We start from the raw sequence: 18,274 nt of genomic DNA, 5'->3' as shown, positions 1-18,274 counted from the left end.
TCCTCGTTCGCCACTACCCCTCGCCCCTCTCGAAGAACATCACGAGATCCCCAGTTCGCTGTCGATGAGAGCGAAGACCTCGTCATCGGTGGCGGACTCGATGTCGTTGGTGGTCGGCGCTTCGGACGCGCCGAGCTTGGACAGCACTTCCCGCAGCCGCAGCGACAGCCGCGTCCGCGACTGCTCGTCGACGTCCGCGAGGGACTCTTCGAGCTGGTCGAGCCCGGCGAAGGCGGCGAGGACGCCGTTGGCCGCTCCGCCTTCGCCGGTCAGTTCGGCGGCCAGGTGGGCGGCCAGCGCCTGCGACGTCGGGTGGTCGAACACCAGCGTCGCGGGCAGCCGCAGGCCGGTGGCCGCGTTGACCCGGTTGCGCAGCTCGACCGCGGTGAGCGAGTCGAACCCGAGTTCGTTGAACGGCCGGTCCGCGGGCACCGCGCCCGCGTCCGGGTAGGCCAGGACACCGGCGACCTGGGTGCGCACCAGGTCCAGCAGGACCGCGGTGGCCGCCTCGACGTCCTTGCCCGCCAACGACTTCTTCAGCGCGTCGACCGCGCCCGCGTCGGCTTCGGCGGCCCGGCGCGCCGGTACTCGCACGAGCCCGCGCAGCACCGGCGGCACCATGCCCGCCACGGCCCGTTCGCGCAGCACCCGGTGGTCGAGCTTGATCGGCGCCAGCGCGCCGGACGCGCCGAGTGCCGCGTCCAGCAGGGCCAGGCCTTCCTCCTGGGTCAGGGCGTCGATGCCGGACCGGGCCATGCGCCGCTGGTCGGCCTCGCTCATCCGGTCCGCCATGCCCGCCTGCTCCCAGCGCCCCCAGGCCAGCGACACGGCGGGTTTGCCGGTGGCGCGGCGGTGGTCGGCGAGGGCGTCCAGGTAGGCGTTGGCGGCGGCGTAGTTCGCCTGGCCGGGACCGCCGAGCACGCCGGCGGCCGAGGAGAACAGGACGAACGCGTCGACGTCGGCCAGTTCGTGCAGGTTGGCCGCGCCGTCGACCTTGGGCCGCAGCACGGTGTCCAGCCGGTCGGGGGTGAGCGAGCCGACGACCCCGTCGTCCAGCACGCCCGCCGCGTGCACGACCGCGCGCACCGGGTGGTCGGCGAGGAGCTTGGCCAGGGCTTCCCGGTCGGCCACGTCGCAGGCGGCGATCGTGACGTCGGCGCCGAGCGCGGTCAGCTCGTCGCGCAGCTCGGGCTGGGGGTTGCGGCTGGTCAGGACCAGTTCGCGGACGCCGTGCCGGGTGACCAGGTGTTTCGCGACGACCCGGCCGAGCGCGCCGGAGGCGCCGGTGACCAGGACGGGTCCTGCCAGCGGTGCCGGCGTGGTCGTGGCCCGGACCAGGCGCGGGACCAGGATCTCGTTGCCGCGCAAGGCGAGTTGGGGTTCTTCTGTACCCAGGGCGGCGGCCAGGCCGGTGGTGTCGTCGGCGTCGACCAGGACGAACCGGTCGACGTTCTCCGACTGGGCGGAGCGGATCAGGCCCCACACCGCCGCCTGGGCCGGGTCGACGTCCGCGTCGGCGCTGGTGGCGACCGCGCCCCGCGTGACGAAGGCGAGCTTGGAGGCCGCGAACGCCTCCTCCGCCAGCCACTCCTGCGCCAACGCCAACGCCTGGTGGGTGGCCGTCCGCACCGCCGCCGCGTTTCCTTCGGTCGGGGCCCAGCGAACGGCCACCACCTCGGGCGCGGGCGCGCCGGCCGCGATCTCCGCCGCCAGTGCCGCCAGATCGGGGAAGGTCTCGCCCAGGACAGTGAAGTCGCAGGTGGTCGTCGGGCCGGTCCACGGGGTCCAGTCGAGGCGGAGCAGATCGTTGCGGTCCGTCCGCAGTTGGTCCGGGGACACCGGGCGCACCGCCAGGGCCTCGACGGTCGCCACGGGCGCACCGGTCGCGTCGGCCACGGTGATCGCCACCGCGCCATCGCCCGGCACGACCCGCGCCCGCAACCGGGACGCCCCCACCGCGTGCACCGCGAAGCCCTGCCACGAGAACGGCAACACCAGCTCACCGTCACCGCTCACGGCCAGGGCGTGGAGCACACCGTCCAGCAGGGCAGGGTGCAGCCCGAACCGCCCCGCGTCCTCGACCGACACCTCCGCGAACACTTCGTCACCCCGCTGCCAGGCGGCGGTCAGCCCCTGGAACACCGGGCCGTAGCGGAGGCCGCGCGCGAACAGGTCGTCGTAGGCGCTGGAAACATCCAGTTCGACAGCGCCGGCGGGCGGCCATTCCCGCAGGTCAACGCCCGATCCGGTCTCGACGGTCAGGTGCCCGGTGGCGTGCGCGGTCCAGGCGTCGTCGTCCTCGGCACGCGAGTGGATCTCGACCGACCCGTCCGCCCCGGCGGTCACCCGCACCTGGACACCGCCCTTGTCCGCCAGCACCAGCGGGGCCTCCAGGGTCAACTCGCCGACCCGCCCGCGCCCGGTCTCCCGACCGGCGTGCGCGGCCATCTCCACAAGGGCCGCGCCGGGCAGCAGCACGACGTCCCCGACAACGTGGTCCGCCAGCCACGGGTGGGTGCTCAACGACAACCGCCCGGTGAACACCGTCCCCCCACCAGGCAGTTCCAGTGCCGCCTGCAACAACGGGTGGTCGGCGCGCGCCAACCCGAGCCCGGTCGCGTCCCCGGTCCCCAGCCCCGGCCGCGGCCAGAACCGCTGGTGCCGGAACGCGTAGGTCGGCAGTTCCACGGTCCGCCCCGGCACAACGCTCGCCCAGTCGATCGCAACGCCACGCACAGCAAGCCGGGCGAACGCGGTCGCGACGGAAGCGGACTCGTGATGTCCCTTGCGGCACATCGGAATCCACTCACCCTCGGCAACACCCTGCCCCAACGCGGTGAGCACGGCATCCGGTCCCAACTCCAGGAACGTGGTCACACCGCCATCAGCCAACTCCCGCACCGCGTCGGCGAACCGAACCGCCTCCCGAACCTGCCGAACCCAGTACTCCGCGCCGAACTCCACGGGTCCGTCGACGCCCGGAACCGCCGCGCCGAACTCCCCAGCACCCTCGACGCCCGGAACTCCTGCACCCTCGACGCCTGGAACTGTCGGACCCCCCTGGGACGATGGAGACGGGGGCCGGAGGCCGGCCGTCGACACCATCGGAATCACGGGCGAGCGGTACTCGATCGTCTCGGCAACCGCCCGGAACTCCGCCAGCATCGGCTCCATCAGCGCCGAGTGGAACGCGTGCGACACCGTCAACCGCTGTGTCTTGTGCCCCCGAGAAGCCAACTCCTCCGCCACCGACAGAGTCGCGGCCTCCACCCCGGACAACACCACCGAGTCCAGGCTGTTCACCGCCGCGATGGACACCCCGTCAACCAGCAGCGGCACCACGTCAGCCTCAGGCGCGCGCACGGACACCATCACCCCACCGGTCGGCAGGGCCTGCATCAACCGCCCACGCGCGACGACCAGCCGAGCCGCGTCCGCCAGCGAGAACACCCCGGCCACGTGCGCCGCCGCCAGCTCGCCGATGGAGTGCCCGGCCACGAAGTCCGGCCGCACCCCCCACGACTCCACCAGCCGGAACAACGCCACCTCGAACGCGAACAACGCCGGCTGCGTGTAGCCGGTCTGGTGCAGCTCCTCGCTGTCCAGCACCTCGCGCAACGGCCGGTCCAGGTGCCGGTCCAGCTCCGCGCACACCTCGTCGTACGCCGAAGCGAACACCGGGAACACCCGCAGCTCACGCCCCATGCCCAACCGCTGCGCGCCCTGACCGGTGAACAGCACCGCCAGCCGGCCGGCAGCGACGGCCCCGGTCACCACCTCGTCCCCGAGCACCACGGCCCGGTGGTCGAACGCGGCCCGCCCGGTCGCGAGCGTGTAACCGACGTCCACGGGTCGCAGCTCGGGGTGCGCCGCCACGTACGCCCGCAACGAAGCGACCTGGTCGCGCAGAGCGTCTTCGGTCCGCGCGGACACCGGCCACGGCGTGAACTCCGGCGCGGGACCCTCGACCGGCTCCACGTCCGCCTGCTCCAGCACGACGTGCGCGTTGGTCCCGCTGATCCCGAACGACGACACCGCACCGCGCAGCGGACGCGAGGCGGCCAGCGGCTCGGCCGACGTGGCCAGCCGCACCGCGCCCGCCGTCCAGTCGACGTGCGGCGACGGCTCGTCCACGTGCAGGGTGCGCGGCACCAGCCCGTGGCGCAGCGACAGCACGACCTTCATCAGCCCGGCGACGCCCGCCGCGCCCTGGGTGTGCCCCAGGTTGGACTTGATCGAGCCCAGCAGCAGGGGTTCGGCGCGGTCCTGGCCGTAAGTAGCCAGCAGGGCCTGCGCCTCGATCGGGTCGCCCAAAGTGGTCCCGGTGCCGTGCGCTTCGACAACGTCCACTTCGGACGGTTGCACGCCCGCGTCCGCCAAGGCCGCTCGGATGACCCGTTGCTGCGATGGACCGTTCGGCGCGGTCAGGCCGTTGGACGCCCCGTCCTGGTTCACCGCCGAGCCCCGGATCACGGCCAGCACCCGGTGCCCGTTGCGCCGCGCGTCGGACAGCCGCTCCAGCACCAGCTGCCCCACGCCCTCGGACAGCGAGGTCCCGTCCGCCGCGCCCGCGAACGACTTGCACCGGCCGTCGGCAGCCAGGTTCCGCTGCCGCGAGAACTCCTGGAACGTGCCCGGCAGGGACATCACCGACACGCCGCCCGCCAGTGCCAGCGAGCACTCGCCGTTGCGCAGCGCGGACACCGCCAGGTGCACGGCGACCAGCGACGACGAGCACGCGGTGTCGACGGTCATCGCGGGGCCTTCGAGCCCGAGCGTGTAGGACACCCGGCCGGACACGACACCACCGGAGTTGCCGGTGGACAGGAACCCGTCGACCGACTCCGCCGACCCGCTCACCACGATCCCGTAGTCGTTGTACATCACGCCCGCGTACACACCGGTCCGGCTGCCGCGCAGGGTCGTCGGGTCGATCCCGGCCCGTTCCAACGCTTCCCACGACGTCTCCAGCAGCAGGCGCTGCTGCGGGTCCATCGCGAGCGCTTCGCGCGGGGAGATGCCGAAGAACCCGGGGTCGAAGTCGGCGGCGTCGTGCAGGAAGCCGCCCCGGTCGGTGGTGACCGTGCCCGGGTGGTCGGGGTCGGGGTGGAACAGGGTGTCGAGGTCCCAGCCGCGGTCGGTGGGGAACGCGCCGATGGCGTCGCCGCCGTCGACCAGCAGCCGCCACAGGTCCTCGGGTGTGCGGACGCCGCCGGGGAAGCGGCAGGCCATGCCGACGATCGCGATGGGCTCGTGGTCGTGGCGAGTGGTCTCGACGGTCGTGGTCGCGGTGGAGCCGGAGAGCTGGTCGAGCAGGTGGGCGGCCAGCGCGTCCGGGGTCGGGTAGTCGAACACCAGGGTCGCGGGCAGCCGCAGGCCGGTGGCGGCGCTGAGCTGGTTGCGCAGGTCGAGCGCGGTGAGCGAGTCGAACCCGAGGTCCTTGAACGCGCGGCCGGCGGGCAGTTGCTCGGCGCGGGCGTAGCCGAGGACGGCGGCCACGCGGGCCAGCACGACCTCCAGCACGACCTCGTCGCGGCGTTCCGCGGGCACCTCGGCCAGGCGCTGCGCCAGCGACGACCCGCTCGCGGCCCGCCTCGGTGCCCGGACCAGGCCACGAAGGAGCGGCGGGACGTCGGCGCGGGCGGTCAGGTCGAGCGGGACCGGGACCAGCAGGGCGTCCCCGGCCTTGACGGCGGCGTCGAACAGCGCGAGACCGTCCTCTGTGGACAGCTCGCCCATGCCGGTGCGCGCCATGCGGTTCAGCTCGGCCGACCCGACGTCGGCGGTCATCTCGCTGCGCTGCGCCCACAGGCCCCACGCCAGGGACTGGGCGGGCTTGCCCGCGGCGCGGCGGCGCTGGGCGAGGGCGTCCAGGGCGGCGTTCGCGGCGGCGTAACCGCCCTGCCCGGGGCTGCCGAACGTGCCGGCCGCCGACGAGAACAGGACGAACGCGGTCAGGTCGCCGGCCAGTTCGTCGAGGTGGCGGGCGGCGTCGACCTTGGGCCGCAGGACGGTGGCGAGCTGGTCGGGGCGCAGGGAGGCCACGGTGCCGTCGTCCATGACGCCCGCCGTGTGGACGATCGCGGTGACGGGGTGGTCGGCGAGCAGTTGCTCGGCTTGCTCACGGTCGGCCACGTCGCGGGCGACGACGTGGGCGGTGGCGCCGAGGTCGGCGAGTTCTGCTCGGAGTTCTTGCGCCCCTTGGGCTTCGAGGCCGCGACGGCTGGTCAGGACCAGGTTCCGGACGCCGTGGGCGGTGACCAGGTGGCGGGCGATGTGCGCGCCGAGGGTGCCGGTGCCGCCGGTGACCAGGACGGTGCTGTCGGGGCTGAACGGCGAGTCGCCCGCCGGGTCCGGGACGCGGGTGAGGCGGGGCGCGCGGATCTCGCCGTCGTGGATGGCCAGCACCGGCTCGCCGGTGGCGAGGGCGGCGGCGACCTGGTCGGGGGTGGGGTCCTCGGCCTCCAGGAGCACGAACCGGTCGGGGTTCTCCGCCTGGGCGGAGCGGACCAGGCCGCGCACGGCCGCGCCCGCGAGGTCGCCTGGGCGGGTGACGACGACGAGAGTGGGGCCGTCCGGGTCGGCGAGGCGGGTTTGGAGGGCGGTCAGGGCCTCGGTGGTGGCCGTGAGGACGTCGTCGGTGGGGGTGATGTGGAGGAGGTCGTGGCCTCCGGCCCCCGTCTCCATGGTCTCACGGGGGGACGACATTTTCTGGGGGGACTGCTTCTGGGGGGACGACGGGTTCAGGGGAGTCCAGTCGAGGGCGAACAGGTTTTCGACGTGTCCGGTGCGGCCCTTGAGGGCGTCCAGGGCGACCGGGCGGACGGTGAGGGTGTCGATGCTCGCGACCGGGGAGCCCGCGGCGTCGGCGATGGTCAGGGAGGCGGTGTCGGGGCCGGTCTTGGTGAAGCGGACGCGGAGAGAAGTGGCCCCCTCGGCGTGGAGGGTGACGCCGGTCCACGAGAACGGGAGGTGCGGCCGGCCGTCGCTGATGTCGGCCGCGAGGGCGTGCAGGGCGCCGTCCAGGAGGGCGGGGTGGAGGCCGAAGGTGTCGGGCTCGCCCTGGAGGACCACCTCGGCGAAGGTGTCCTCGCCGCGTCGCCACGCGGCCCGCAGGCCCTGGAAGGTCGGGCCGTAGTTCAGGCCCAGGGCGGCGAGGCGGTCGTAGAGGTCGGTGGTGTCGATGGGCTTGGCGTCCGCCGGGGGCCACTCGATCAGGTGATCTGCGCGGGTGGTTCCTTCCGCGAGGACGCCGGTGGCGTGGCGGGTCCACAGGCCGGCGGTCTGCTCGGCGTCGGTCTGCGCGTAGACGCCCAGGGCGCGGCGGCCGTTGTCGTCCGGCGCGTCCACGGTGAGCCGGAGGGTGACACCGCCCTGGACCACGAGCGGGGTGGTGATGGTCAGTTCCTCCACCACCGGGCAGCCGACCTGGTCGCCGGCGCGGATCGCCAGGTCCACCAGGGCGGTTCCGGGCAGCAGCACGGTGTCCAGCACGGCGTGGTCGGCCAGCCACGGGTGGGTGTCGAGGTCGACCCGGCCGGTCAGCACGACCAGGTCCCGCTCCGGCACGGTCAGCGCCGCGCCCAGCAGCGGGTGCGCCACCGACGAGACACCCAGGCCACCGGCGTCCACAGTGGACTGCTCGACCTGCCAGTACCGCTGGTGCTGGAAGGCGTAGGTCGGCAGGGTCGTCTTGGCACCGGTGGCGTGCCGGGACCAGTCGACGGCGACACCGCGCACGTGGGCCTCGCCCAACGAGGTCAGGAACCGCTGGAGGCCGCCTTCGTCGCGGCGCAGCGAGCCGACCAGCGCGGTGGGGGTGGTGGCGGCGTCGAGGATCTCGCGGACGCCCATGCCCAGCACCGGGTGCGCGCTGACCTCGACGAACACGTTGTGCCCGTCGGCCAGCAGGCGCTCGACGGCGTCCTGGAACCGGACCGTGCCGCGCAGGTTGGCGTACCAGTAGTCGGCGTCGAGCACGGCGGTGCCGGCCTCGCCGGTCAGCGTGGAGTACAGCGGGATGTCGGCGGTGCGCGGCTCGACCGCGGCCAGGACGGTCAGCAGCTCGTCCTTGATCGACTCGACCTGCGCGGAGTGCGAGGCGTAGTCCACCGGGATGATCCGCATCCGGACGCCGTCCGCCTCGCAGTCGGCGAGCAGTTCTCGCAGTGCCTGGGGTTCGCCGGAGACGACGGTGGCGGACGGGCCGTTGACGGCGGCGACGGAGATCCGGTCGTCCCAACGGGCGATCCGGGCCTCGACGTCGGCGCGCGGTGCGGCCACGGACGCCATACCACCGCGTCCGGCCAGTCCGGCGGCGATCGCCTTGCTGCGCAAGGTGACCACGCGTGCGGCGTCTTCGAGGGACAGCGCACCGACGACGGCCGCCGCGGCGATCTCCCCCTGCGAGTGCCCGACGACCGCCGAGGGTTCGACGCCGTAGGACCGCCACAGGGCCGCCAGCGACACCATCACCGCGAAGAGGACCGGCTGAACGACGTCCACCCGATCGAGCGACGGCGCGCCCTCCACATCGCGGACCACGTCGAGCAGGGACCAGTCGGTGAACCGGTCGATCGCTTCGGCGCACTCGGTCATGCGCTGGGCGAAGACCGGTGAGGTGTCGAGGAGTTCGACGGCCATGCCGACCCACTGCGACCCTTGGCCGGGGAACATGAAGACGACCTTGGGCTCCTCCAGTGCCTCGCCGGTGGTCGGGTGCTCCCCCGCCGCCACGGCCTCGACACCAGCGAGCAGGTCATCGCCACTACCAACCACGACGGCCCGGTGCTCGAACCGACTGCGCGCCGCAAGGGTCGCCGCAATGCCGGCGGGGTCGCCGATGCCGGCAGGGCCGGTGACGCTGGCGGAGTTGGCGGCGGCAGCGTCGGCGGCGGGGTCGGCGGCGGGGTTGGCGGCGGCGGGGTCGGCGGCGAGGTGGTCGGCGAGTTTGGTGGCTTGGGCGCGCAAGGCCTCGGCGGTGCGGGCGGAAAGCACCCACGGCACCACGCCGGCGTCCACAGGAGCCGCCACCCGGAATTGTCGTACCCCCGTGGGAGAATGGAGACGGGGGCCGGAGGCCGGCGCGTCCTCAGCATCGGCCGGCGCGTGCACCACCTCGCCGGCAGCCGGCGCGGGGGCCTCGGCGGGCGGTTCCTCCAGGATCACGTGGGCGTTGGTGCCGCTCACCCCGAACGACGAGATGCCCGCCCGCCGCGGCTCCTCCCCCGCCGGCCACTCCACCGCCGACGTGAGCAGCGAAACCGCGCCCTCCGTCCAGTCGACCTGGTCGCTCGGCCGGTCCACGTGCAGCGTCTTCGGCAGCACCCCGTGCCGCAGCGCGCCGATCATCTTGATCACGGCCGCGGCACCCGCCGCCGCCTGCGTGTGCCCGATGTTGGACTTGATCGACCCCAGCCACAGCGGCCGTTCGCGGTCCTGGCCGTAGGTCGCGAGCAAAGCCTGCGCCTCGATCGGGTCGCCCAACGTCGTCCCGGTGCCGTGGGCCTCGACGACGTCCACCTGGTGCGCCGCCAGCCGGGCCTGCGCCAGCGCCGCCCGGATCACCCGCTGCTGCGCCGGGCCGCTGGGCGCGGTCAGGCCGTTGGACGCCCCGTCCTGGTTCACCGCCGAACCGCGCACGATCGCGAGCACCGGGTGGCCGTTGCGGCGCGCGTCGGACAGGCGTTCCACGACCAGCATCCCGACGCCCTCGGCGAACCCGGTGCCGTCGGCCGCCGCCGCGAAGGACTTGCACCGGCCGTCCGCGGACAGCCCGCGCTGCTTGCTGAACTCCACGTACGTGCCGGGCGTCGCCATCACCGTGACCCCGCCGGCCAGCGCCAGCGAGCACTCCCCGTTGCGCAGCGACTGCGCGGCCAGGTGCAGGGCGACCAGCGACGACGAGCACGCCGTGTCGATCGTGACCGCCGGACCCTCCAGACCCAGCGTGTACGCGACGCGGCCGGACGCGATGGCGCCGGTCGAGTTGTTCTCGGCGTAGTCGTGGTACATCATCCCGGCGAACACGCCGACCGCCGCGCCGCGCAGCGCGACCGGGTCGATGCCCGCGTTCTCGAACGCCTCCCACGACGTCTCCAGCAGCAGCCGCTGCTGCGGGTCCATGGTCAGCGCCTCGCGCGGCGAGATGCCGAAGAACTCCGCGTCGAACTCCGCCGCGTCGTGCAGGAACCCGCCCTCGCGCGTGTAGGACTTGCCCGCCGCGCCCGGCGTCGGGTCGTACAGCTCGGCCAGGTTCCAGCCCCGGTCGGTCGGGAACCCGGTGATGCCGTCCCGGCCCTGCGCGACCAGTTCCCACAGGTCGTCGGGCGTGCGCACCCCGCCGGGGAACCGGCACGCCGTGCCGACGATCGCGATCGGCTCGCGCAACGTCGAGTCGAGCTTGCGGTTCTGCTCGCGCAGCCGCTCGTTCTCCTTCAGCGACGCCCGCAGCGCGGCGACGAGCTTCTCCTCGGCCATTCTCAGCTCCCCGTTTCCGTCGTCACGTCACCGAGGTCGGCGAGCGCCATGTTGATCAGTGCGTCGGCGTCCATGTCGTCGATGGACTCCCCCGGCCCGTCGTCGGGCTCGTCGGCGGCGAGCTTCACGCCGCCCAGTTCCAGCAGGCTGTCCAGCAGGCCCGCGTCCCGCAGCCGGCCCAGCGGGATGGTCGCCAGCACGCGGCGCACCTCGTCCTCGGGCAGACCCGGTCCGGTCTCGCCGAACAGCTTGTCGTGCAGCAGTTCCGCGACCGCGCGGGCGTGCGGCCGGTCGAAGGTCAGGGTGGGGGGCAGGCGCAGGCCGGTCGCGGTGGTGAGCTGGTTGCGCAGCTCCAGGGCGGCCAGCGAGTCGAAGCCCAGGTCGGTGAACGCCCGTTCGGCGGGGACCGCGTCGGCCGAGTCGTGCCCGAGCACACCTGCCGTCGTCGTCCGGACCAGCTTGAGCAACGCGTCCCGCCGCTCCTGCTCGGACAGCCCGACCAGCTGCGCCGCGAGGTCGACGGTGTCCCGAGCAGCGACCCTGCGGTTCCGGGTAGCACCACGCAGCCCCCGGACCAGCGGCCCGTCGATGGTGGCAAGGTCCAACCCGATCGGCACCAGCACAGCATCGTCGCAGGTCAGAGCCGCGTCGAACAACCGCAGCCCGTCCTCCACCGACAACGGCCGAATACCCGCCCGGCTGAGCCTCTGCCTCTCCGCGGCGGTCAACTCCCCTGCCATGCCGCCGTCCCACAACCCCCAAGCCAAGGACTGCGCCGGCAACCCCTGCGCACGCCGGTAGGTGGCCAACGCATCCAGGTAAGCGTTGGCCGCCGAGTAACTGGCCTGCCCCGCATTGCCGAACGTCCCCGACGCCGACGAGAACACCACGAACGCCGACAAGTCCTCAGTCAGCTCATGCAATGCCCAGGCCGCGTCAACCTTCGGCCGCAACACGGCGTCGATGCGCTCCGGCGTCAACGACCCGATCAACCCGTCGTCCAACACACCGGCCACATGCACCACAGCCGAAACCCGGTGCTCGGCAAGCACCTTGGCCAGAGCCTCCCGATCGGCGACATCACAAGCCACCGACTTCACGCCCAACTCCGCCGCGAGGTCATCAGCACCACTACGGCTCATCAACACCAAGTCACGAACACCGTGCTCCGCAACCAGATGCCGGGCGACAACTCCACCCAAGGCACCCGAAGCACCGGTCAACAACACCGCACCTTCACCGAAGTTGACTGAAGTTTCAGTCACCTGCACCCGCGCCAACCGACCGACATGCGCGACACCGTCCCGCACCACGACCTGCGGCTCATCCGGCACCAGCAGCACATCGCCGTCCACCAGCACGATCCGACCGGGAGCCTCGGCCTGCGCCGACCGCACCATGCCCCACACCGCCGCAGCCGCCAGGTCGACGTCCTCACCCGGCAACGCCACCGCACCCTCGGTCTGCACCACCAACATCCCCGACTCGCTGGCCAGGAACTTCTGGAGCACCTCAAGGGTTTCGTGCAGCACCGCCCGCACGTCACCGCCACGAGCAACGCGGTGCACCGGCGCGACCGAAGCGACACCAACAGCCGGCGTCCACTCCAAGCGGTAGAGCGAGTCGTGGTGGGAACGTGCGACCAACTGCTCGGCAGCCACCGGGCGAGTGGTCAGGGACTCCACGGTCAGCACCGGACGGCCGGCCGGGTCGACGGCGGTGAGCGCGATCCGGTCCTCGCCGGTCGGCGTCAGCCGCACCCGCAGCACGGACGCGGCGGAAGCGTGCAGCCGCACCCCGGACCACGCGAACGGCAGCCGCGTCGGGCCGTCGGCCGGGATCGCCGGGTGCAGGGCCGCGTCCAGCAGCGCCGGGTGCACCTCGAACCCCTCGACGTCGTCCACCGACACCTCGGCGAACACCTCGTCACCGCGCCGGAACGCGGCCCGCACGCCCTGGAACACCGGCCCGTAGCCGTACCCCCGGTCGGCCAGCGCCGCGTAGTCGACCTCCAGCGGGGTCGCGTCGGCGGGCGGCCACTCGAACGACTCACCCGCGCCCGCACTCTCGGCGCTGACCACACCATCGGCGTGCAGGACCCAGTCCTCGTCGGTCTTCGAGTAGATCCGGACCGCGCCGGCACCGACCACGACCTGGATCGCGACACCACCAGAAGCCGGCACCACCAGGGGCGCGTGCAGGGTCAACTCCTCCAGCACCTCGCAGCCCACGGCCGCGCCCGCACCCAACGCCAAGTCCACCAGGGCGGTACCGGGCAGCAGCACTGTCCCGAAGACGTCGTGGTCGCCCAGCCACGGGTGCGCGTCCAGCGACAACCGACCCGTGAAGACCAGTCCGTCCGAGTCCGGCAAAGCCACGACCGCGCTCAGCAACGGGTGGTCCGCACCGCTCTGCCCGATCCCGCTCGGGTCCGCCACGCTCGTGCTCGCCAACCAGAACCGCTTGCGCTGGAACGGGTACGTGGGCAGCTCGATGCGCGTGCCGCCGCCGAAGTACGCGTCCCAGTCAATCTCGACACCCCGGACGTGCAGGCGTCCCAACGCCTCCACCACGGTCCGGACCTCGTCGCGGTTGCGCCGCGAGGTCGGCACGAACTCGCCCGCCGCCATCGCGGTCAGCACGGCGTCCGGCCCGACCTCCAGGAACGTCGTCGTCCCGCTGTCCCGCAACGACTGGACGGCGTCCGCGAACCGCACCGCGGCCCGCACCTGCCGCACCCAGTAGTCCGGCTTGGCCAGGTCCACCACCCAGCCGTCCACGGTGGACACCACCGGGATCGTCGGCTCGGCGTAGGAGACGGTCTCGGCCACCGCGCGGAACTCGTCCAGCATCGGCTCCATCAGCGGCGAGTGGAACGCGTGCGACACGGTCAACCGCTTGGTCCGGCGCCCTTCCAGCCCCGCCACGACCCGCGCCACCGCGTCCTCCGCGCCCGACACGACCACGGACGTCGGCCCGTTCACCGCGGCGACCGCCACGTCGTCGGTCAGCAGCGGCACGACCTCGGTCTCCGTCGCCTCGACCGCGACCATCGCGCCACCGGCCGGCAGGGCCTGCATCAACCGGCCGCGCGCCGCGACCAGGCGGGCCGCGTCGGCCAGCGAGAACACCCCGGCGACGTGCGCGGCGGCCAGTTCGCCGATGGAGTGCCCGGCCAGGTAGTCCGGGGTCACGCCCCACGACTCGACCAGCCGGAACAACGCCACCTCGAACGCGAACAACGCGGGCTGGGTGTAGCCGGTCTGGTGCAGGTCTTCGGTGTCGATCACCTCGCGCAACGGCCGGTCCAGGTGCCGGTCCAGTTCCGCGCACACCTCGTCGAAAACCGAAGCGAACACCGGGAACACCCGCAGCTCACGCCCCATGCCCAACCGCTGGGCGCCCTGGCCGGAGAACAGCACGGCCAGCCGGCCCGGCACCGGGGACTCGCCCGTCACACCGTCCAGCGCGCTCACCAAGTCGTCCCGGTCGGCAGCGACCACGACCGCCGACCGCTCCAGCCGGGTCCGGCCGGCCAGCGAGCGGGCCACGTCCTCGATCCGCACGTCCCGGCCCGCGACGAAGTCCTTGAGCTGCGCGGCGACCGCGTTCAGCGCCTCGTCGGTCTTGGCGGACAGCGGCACCGGGGTGACCGGCAGGTTAGGGGTCGGCGTCGGCGCGACGGCGTCCGCCTCCTCGATGACGACGTGCGCGTTGGTGCCGGAGATGCCGAACGACGACACGGCCGCCCGGCGCGGGTGCCCGTTGCGCGCCCAGGCCACGGGTTCGGTGAGCAGCGACACCGCGCCCTCCGCCCAGTCGACCTTCGGCGACGGCTCGTCCACGTGCAGGGTCTTGGGCAGGACGTCGTTGCGCATGGCCAGGACCATCTTCATGACGCCCGCGACGCCGGCGGCGGCCTGCGTGTGGCCGATGTTCGACTTGACCGAGCCCAGCCACAGCGGTGTTTCCCGGTCCTGGCCGTAGGTGGCGAGGATCGCCTGGGCCTCGATCGGGTCGCCCAGGGTGGTCCCGGTGCCGTGCGCTTCGACAACGTCCACATCAGACGGTCGCAGGCCGGCGTCCGCCAGTGCGGCTCGGATAACGCGTTGCTGGGACGGACCGTTGGGCGCGGTGAGGCCGTTGGACGCCCCGTCCTGGTTCACCGCCGAACCCCGAACCACCGCCAGGACGTGGTGCCCGTTGCGGCGCGCGTCGGACAGGCGCTCCACCACCAGCACGCCGACGCCTTCGGAGAACCCGACTCCGTCGGCCGCGCCCGCGAAGGAGCGGCACCGGCCGTCCGGCGAGAGGCCCAACTGGCGGCTGAAGCCCACGTACGTCTCGGGTGTCGCCATCACGGACACCCCGCCGGCCAGCGCCAGCGAGCACTCGCCGTTGCGCAGGGCCTGGGCGGCGAGGTGCAGGGCGACCAGCGACGACGAGCACGCCGTGTCGACGGTGAGGGTCGGGCCTTCCAGCCCGAACGTGTAGGCCACGCGCCCGGAGGCGACCGCGCCCGTGCTCGCGTTGCCCTCGTAGTCGTGGTACATCATGCCCGCGAACACGCCCGTGTCACTGCCGCGCAGCGCCGCCGGGTCGATGCCCGCGTTCTCGAACGCCTCCCAGGAGGTCTCCAGGAGGAGGCGCTGCTGGGGGTCCATGGTGAGGGCTTCGCGCGGGGAGATGCCGAAGAACTCCGCGTCGAACTCGGCCGCGTCGTGCAGGAAGCCGCCCTCACGCGTGTAGGACTTGCCGGGCAGGCCGCGGGTCGGGTCGTACAGCTCGGCCAGGTTCCAGCCCCGGTCGGTCGGGAAGCCGGTGATGGCGTCCCGGCCCTGGGCGACCAGGTCCCACAGGTCGTCGGGGTTGCGGACGTCGCCGGGGAAGCGGCAGGCCATGCCGACGATCGCGATCGGCTCGTCGTTGCGGGCCTTGGCGGTGGTGGTCGCGGTGGTGGTGGTGCCGGTGAGCTGGGCGGCCAGGAAGTCCGCCACCGCGTTGGTGTTGGGGTGGTCGAAGGTGAGGGTGGCGGACAGGCGGAGGCCGGTGGCGGTGGACAGCTGGTTGCGCAGTTCGAGCGCGGCGACGGAGTCGAAGCCCAGCTCGGTGAACGCGCGGTTCGGGTCGACGGCCTCGACGTCCTGGTGGCCGAGGACGGTGGCCACGTTGGCCCGCACCAGGGTGACGAGCCGGTCTCGGCGGTCCTTTTCGGACAGCTCTGCCAGGCCGAGGTCCTTGCCGGTGGCGGCGGTGCGGCGGGTCTTGGGGCGGACCAGGCCGCGGTAGAGCGGGCCGTCGACGGTCGTCAGGTCCAGGCCGATCGGGACCAGGGCGGGGTTTTCGCAGGTCAGGGCCGCGTCGAACAGCCGCAGGCCGTCCTCCGTGGACAACGGTCGGATGCCCGCGCGGCTGAGCCTCTGCTTCTCGGCGGCGGTGAGTTCGCCCGCCATGCCGCCGTCCCACAGGCCCCACGCCAACGACTGCGCCGGCAAGCCTCGGGCACGCCGGTGGGTGGCCAGCGCGTCCAGGTAGGCGTTGGCGGCCGAGTAGTTGGCCTGACCGGCGTTGCCGAACGTGCCCGAGGCGGACGAGAAGACCACGAACGCCGACAGGTCCTGCGTCAGTTCGTGCAAGAGCCAGGCGGCATCGACCTTGGGCCGGAGAACCTTGTCGATGCGCTCGGGCGTCAGCGACCCGATCAGTCCGTCGTCGAGGACGCCGGCCGCGTGCACGACAGCGGAGATGCGGTGCTCGGCGAACACTTTGGCCAGGGCTTCGCGGTCGGCGACATCACATGCCACGGACTTCGCGCCGAGTTCGGCGGCGAGGTCTTCGGCGCCGCTGCGGCTCAGCAACACCAGGTCTTGGACACCGTGCTTCTCCTTGAGGTGTCGGGCGATCACGCCGCCGAGCGCGCCCGAGGCACCGGTGAGCAGGACCGCTTCGTCGCCGAAGTCCACGGGGGTGTCCGTCACCGGGACCCGTGCCAGGCGGCCCACGTGCGCGACACCGTTCCGGACGACGACCTGGGGCTCGTCCGGGACCAGGAGGACTTCGCCGTCCACCAGGATGATCCGGCCCGGGGCCTCGGCCTGCGCGGAACGGACCATGCCCCACACCGCCGCGCCGGCCAGGTCGACGTCCTCACCCGGCAGCGCGACCGCGCCCTCGGTCTGGACGACCAGCGTGCCTTCGCTGTCGGCCAGGAACTTCTGGAGGACGTCGAGGGTCTCGTGCAGGACCTTGTGGACGTCGCCGCCTGCGGGGACCCGGTGCACCGGGAGGTCTGTGGGGGAGCCCGTCGCCGGGGTCCATTCGAGGTGGTAGAGGGAGTCGTGGTGGGTGGGGCGGAGGTCGAGGGTGGACAGGGGGCGGGTTTCGAGGGTGCCGACCGAGATGACGGGGGTGCCGGTGGTGTCGGTGGCGGTGATGGCCCAGCCGGAAGGGGTCGGGGTGATGTGGACGCGCAGGGTGGTGGCGCCGGTGGCGTGGAGGGCGACGTCGCGCCAGGAGAAGGGGACGGCCGGCCTCCGGCCCCCGTCTCCATTGTCCCACGGGGTACCGACAGTTTCGGCTTGGTCGGCGGGGAGGCTTCCGGCCCGGTCGGGTGCGGCCCGGTCGGCTACGGCCCGGTCGGCGAGGAGGGGGGCGTGGAGGGTGGCGTCGAGCAGTGCTGGGTGGAGGGCGAAGCGGTCTTCTGGCTCGGGGAGGGTGACTTCGGCGAAGAAGTCCTTGCCGCGTCGCCACACCGACGTGACGCCCTGGAACAGGGGGCCGTAGTCGAAGCCCATCGTGGTCAGGCGGGCGTAGTCGACGTCGATCTGATCGGCGTTGGTGGGGGGCCATTCCACGGGAACCGGGGTGGCGGCGGTTGGGGAGGCGGTGCCCAGGGCGTGGGTGGTCCAGGTTTCGGACTGCTCGGCGCGGGAGTGGATCTCCACCGCGCGGCGGCCCGTCTCGTCGGGTTCGCCGACTCGGACGCGGAGTTGGACGGCATCGGCCTCGGGCAACACGAGAGGCGCCAGCGTGGTCAGCTCGTCCACCGCCGCACAGCCGACGGCGTCCGCCGCGTGCACGGCCAGCTCGACCAAGGCCGCACCGGGCACCAGCACCGCGCCTGCGACGACGTGGTCCGCCAGCCACGGGTGCGTCCCCGTCGACAGCCGACCGGAGTACACGACACCGTCGAAGTCCGGCAGCGCGACGGCCGCACCCAGCAACGGGTGTTCGGCGTCGGCCAGGCCCAACCGGCCCGCGCCGCCGGCGGTCGCCGTGCTCTCGGCCCAGTAGCGCTCGTGCTGGAACGCGTAGGTCGGCAGGTCGACCCGGGTCGCGCCGGGGAAGAACGCGGCCCAGTCCACGGCCACGCCCCGCGTGTGCAGGCGACCCAGCGCAGTCACCACGGACACGGCCTCGTCGCGCTCACGGCGGGTGGTGGCGATGACGTCGTCGGCGTCGACCATCGCGGTGAGCGCCGCGTCCGGACCGACCTCCAGGAACGTCCGCACCCCGTTGGCCCGCAACACGTCCACCGCCTGCGCGAACCGGACCGCCTCCCGCGCCTGCCGCACCCAGTACTCGGGCGACGGCGTGAACGACTCACCGGTCACGGTCGAGATCAGGGGAATGCTCGGGTCGTGGTGGGTGATGCTCTCCGCGACCTTCCGCAGCTCGTCGAGCATCGGCTCCATGAGCGGGGAGTGGAAGGCGTGCGAGACGGTGAGGCGCTTGGTCTTGTGGCCTTGAGCGGCCAACTCCTCGACGACCGCGAGGACCGCTGTTTCGTCGCCGG

At 72.9% G+C, this 18,274-nt stretch carries 2 protein-coding genes and 1 pseudogene; all 3 read right to left on the bottom strand.

The window, feature by feature from the left end; all coding sequences use genetic code 11:
• Positions 1-39: 39 nt before the first annotated feature.
• Positions 40-10,452 carry an SDR family NAD(P)-dependent oxidoreductase gene (locus tag RIN75_RS21485; RefSeq protein WP_375296001.1) on the bottom strand — a complete coding sequence of 3,471 codons (10,413 nt, stop codon included), beginning with the start codon at positions 10,450-10,452 and terminating at the stop codon, positions 40-42.
• Positions 10,435-10,479: pseudogene (locus RIN75_RS44180) on the bottom strand (polyketide synthase docking domain-containing protein); the annotation flags it as partial. The gene RIN75_RS21485 and the pseudogene RIN75_RS44180, both read right to left, overlap by 18 nt.
• Before the next feature lie 2 nt (positions 10,480-10,481).
• Positions 10,482-18,274 (bottom strand): SDR family NAD(P)-dependent oxidoreductase (locus tag RIN75_RS21480; RefSeq protein WP_309113780.1); only part of this gene is annotated, 7,793 nt, incomplete at its 5' end.

The organism is Saccharothrix sp., assembly GCF_031180885.1.
In the GTDB taxonomy this organism is placed as follows: Bacteria; Actinomycetota; Actinomycetes; order Mycobacteriales; family Pseudonocardiaceae; genus Actinosynnema.
Note: the sequence above shows the minus strand (reverse complement) of the source record. Positions and strands in the feature narration are given on the sequence as shown.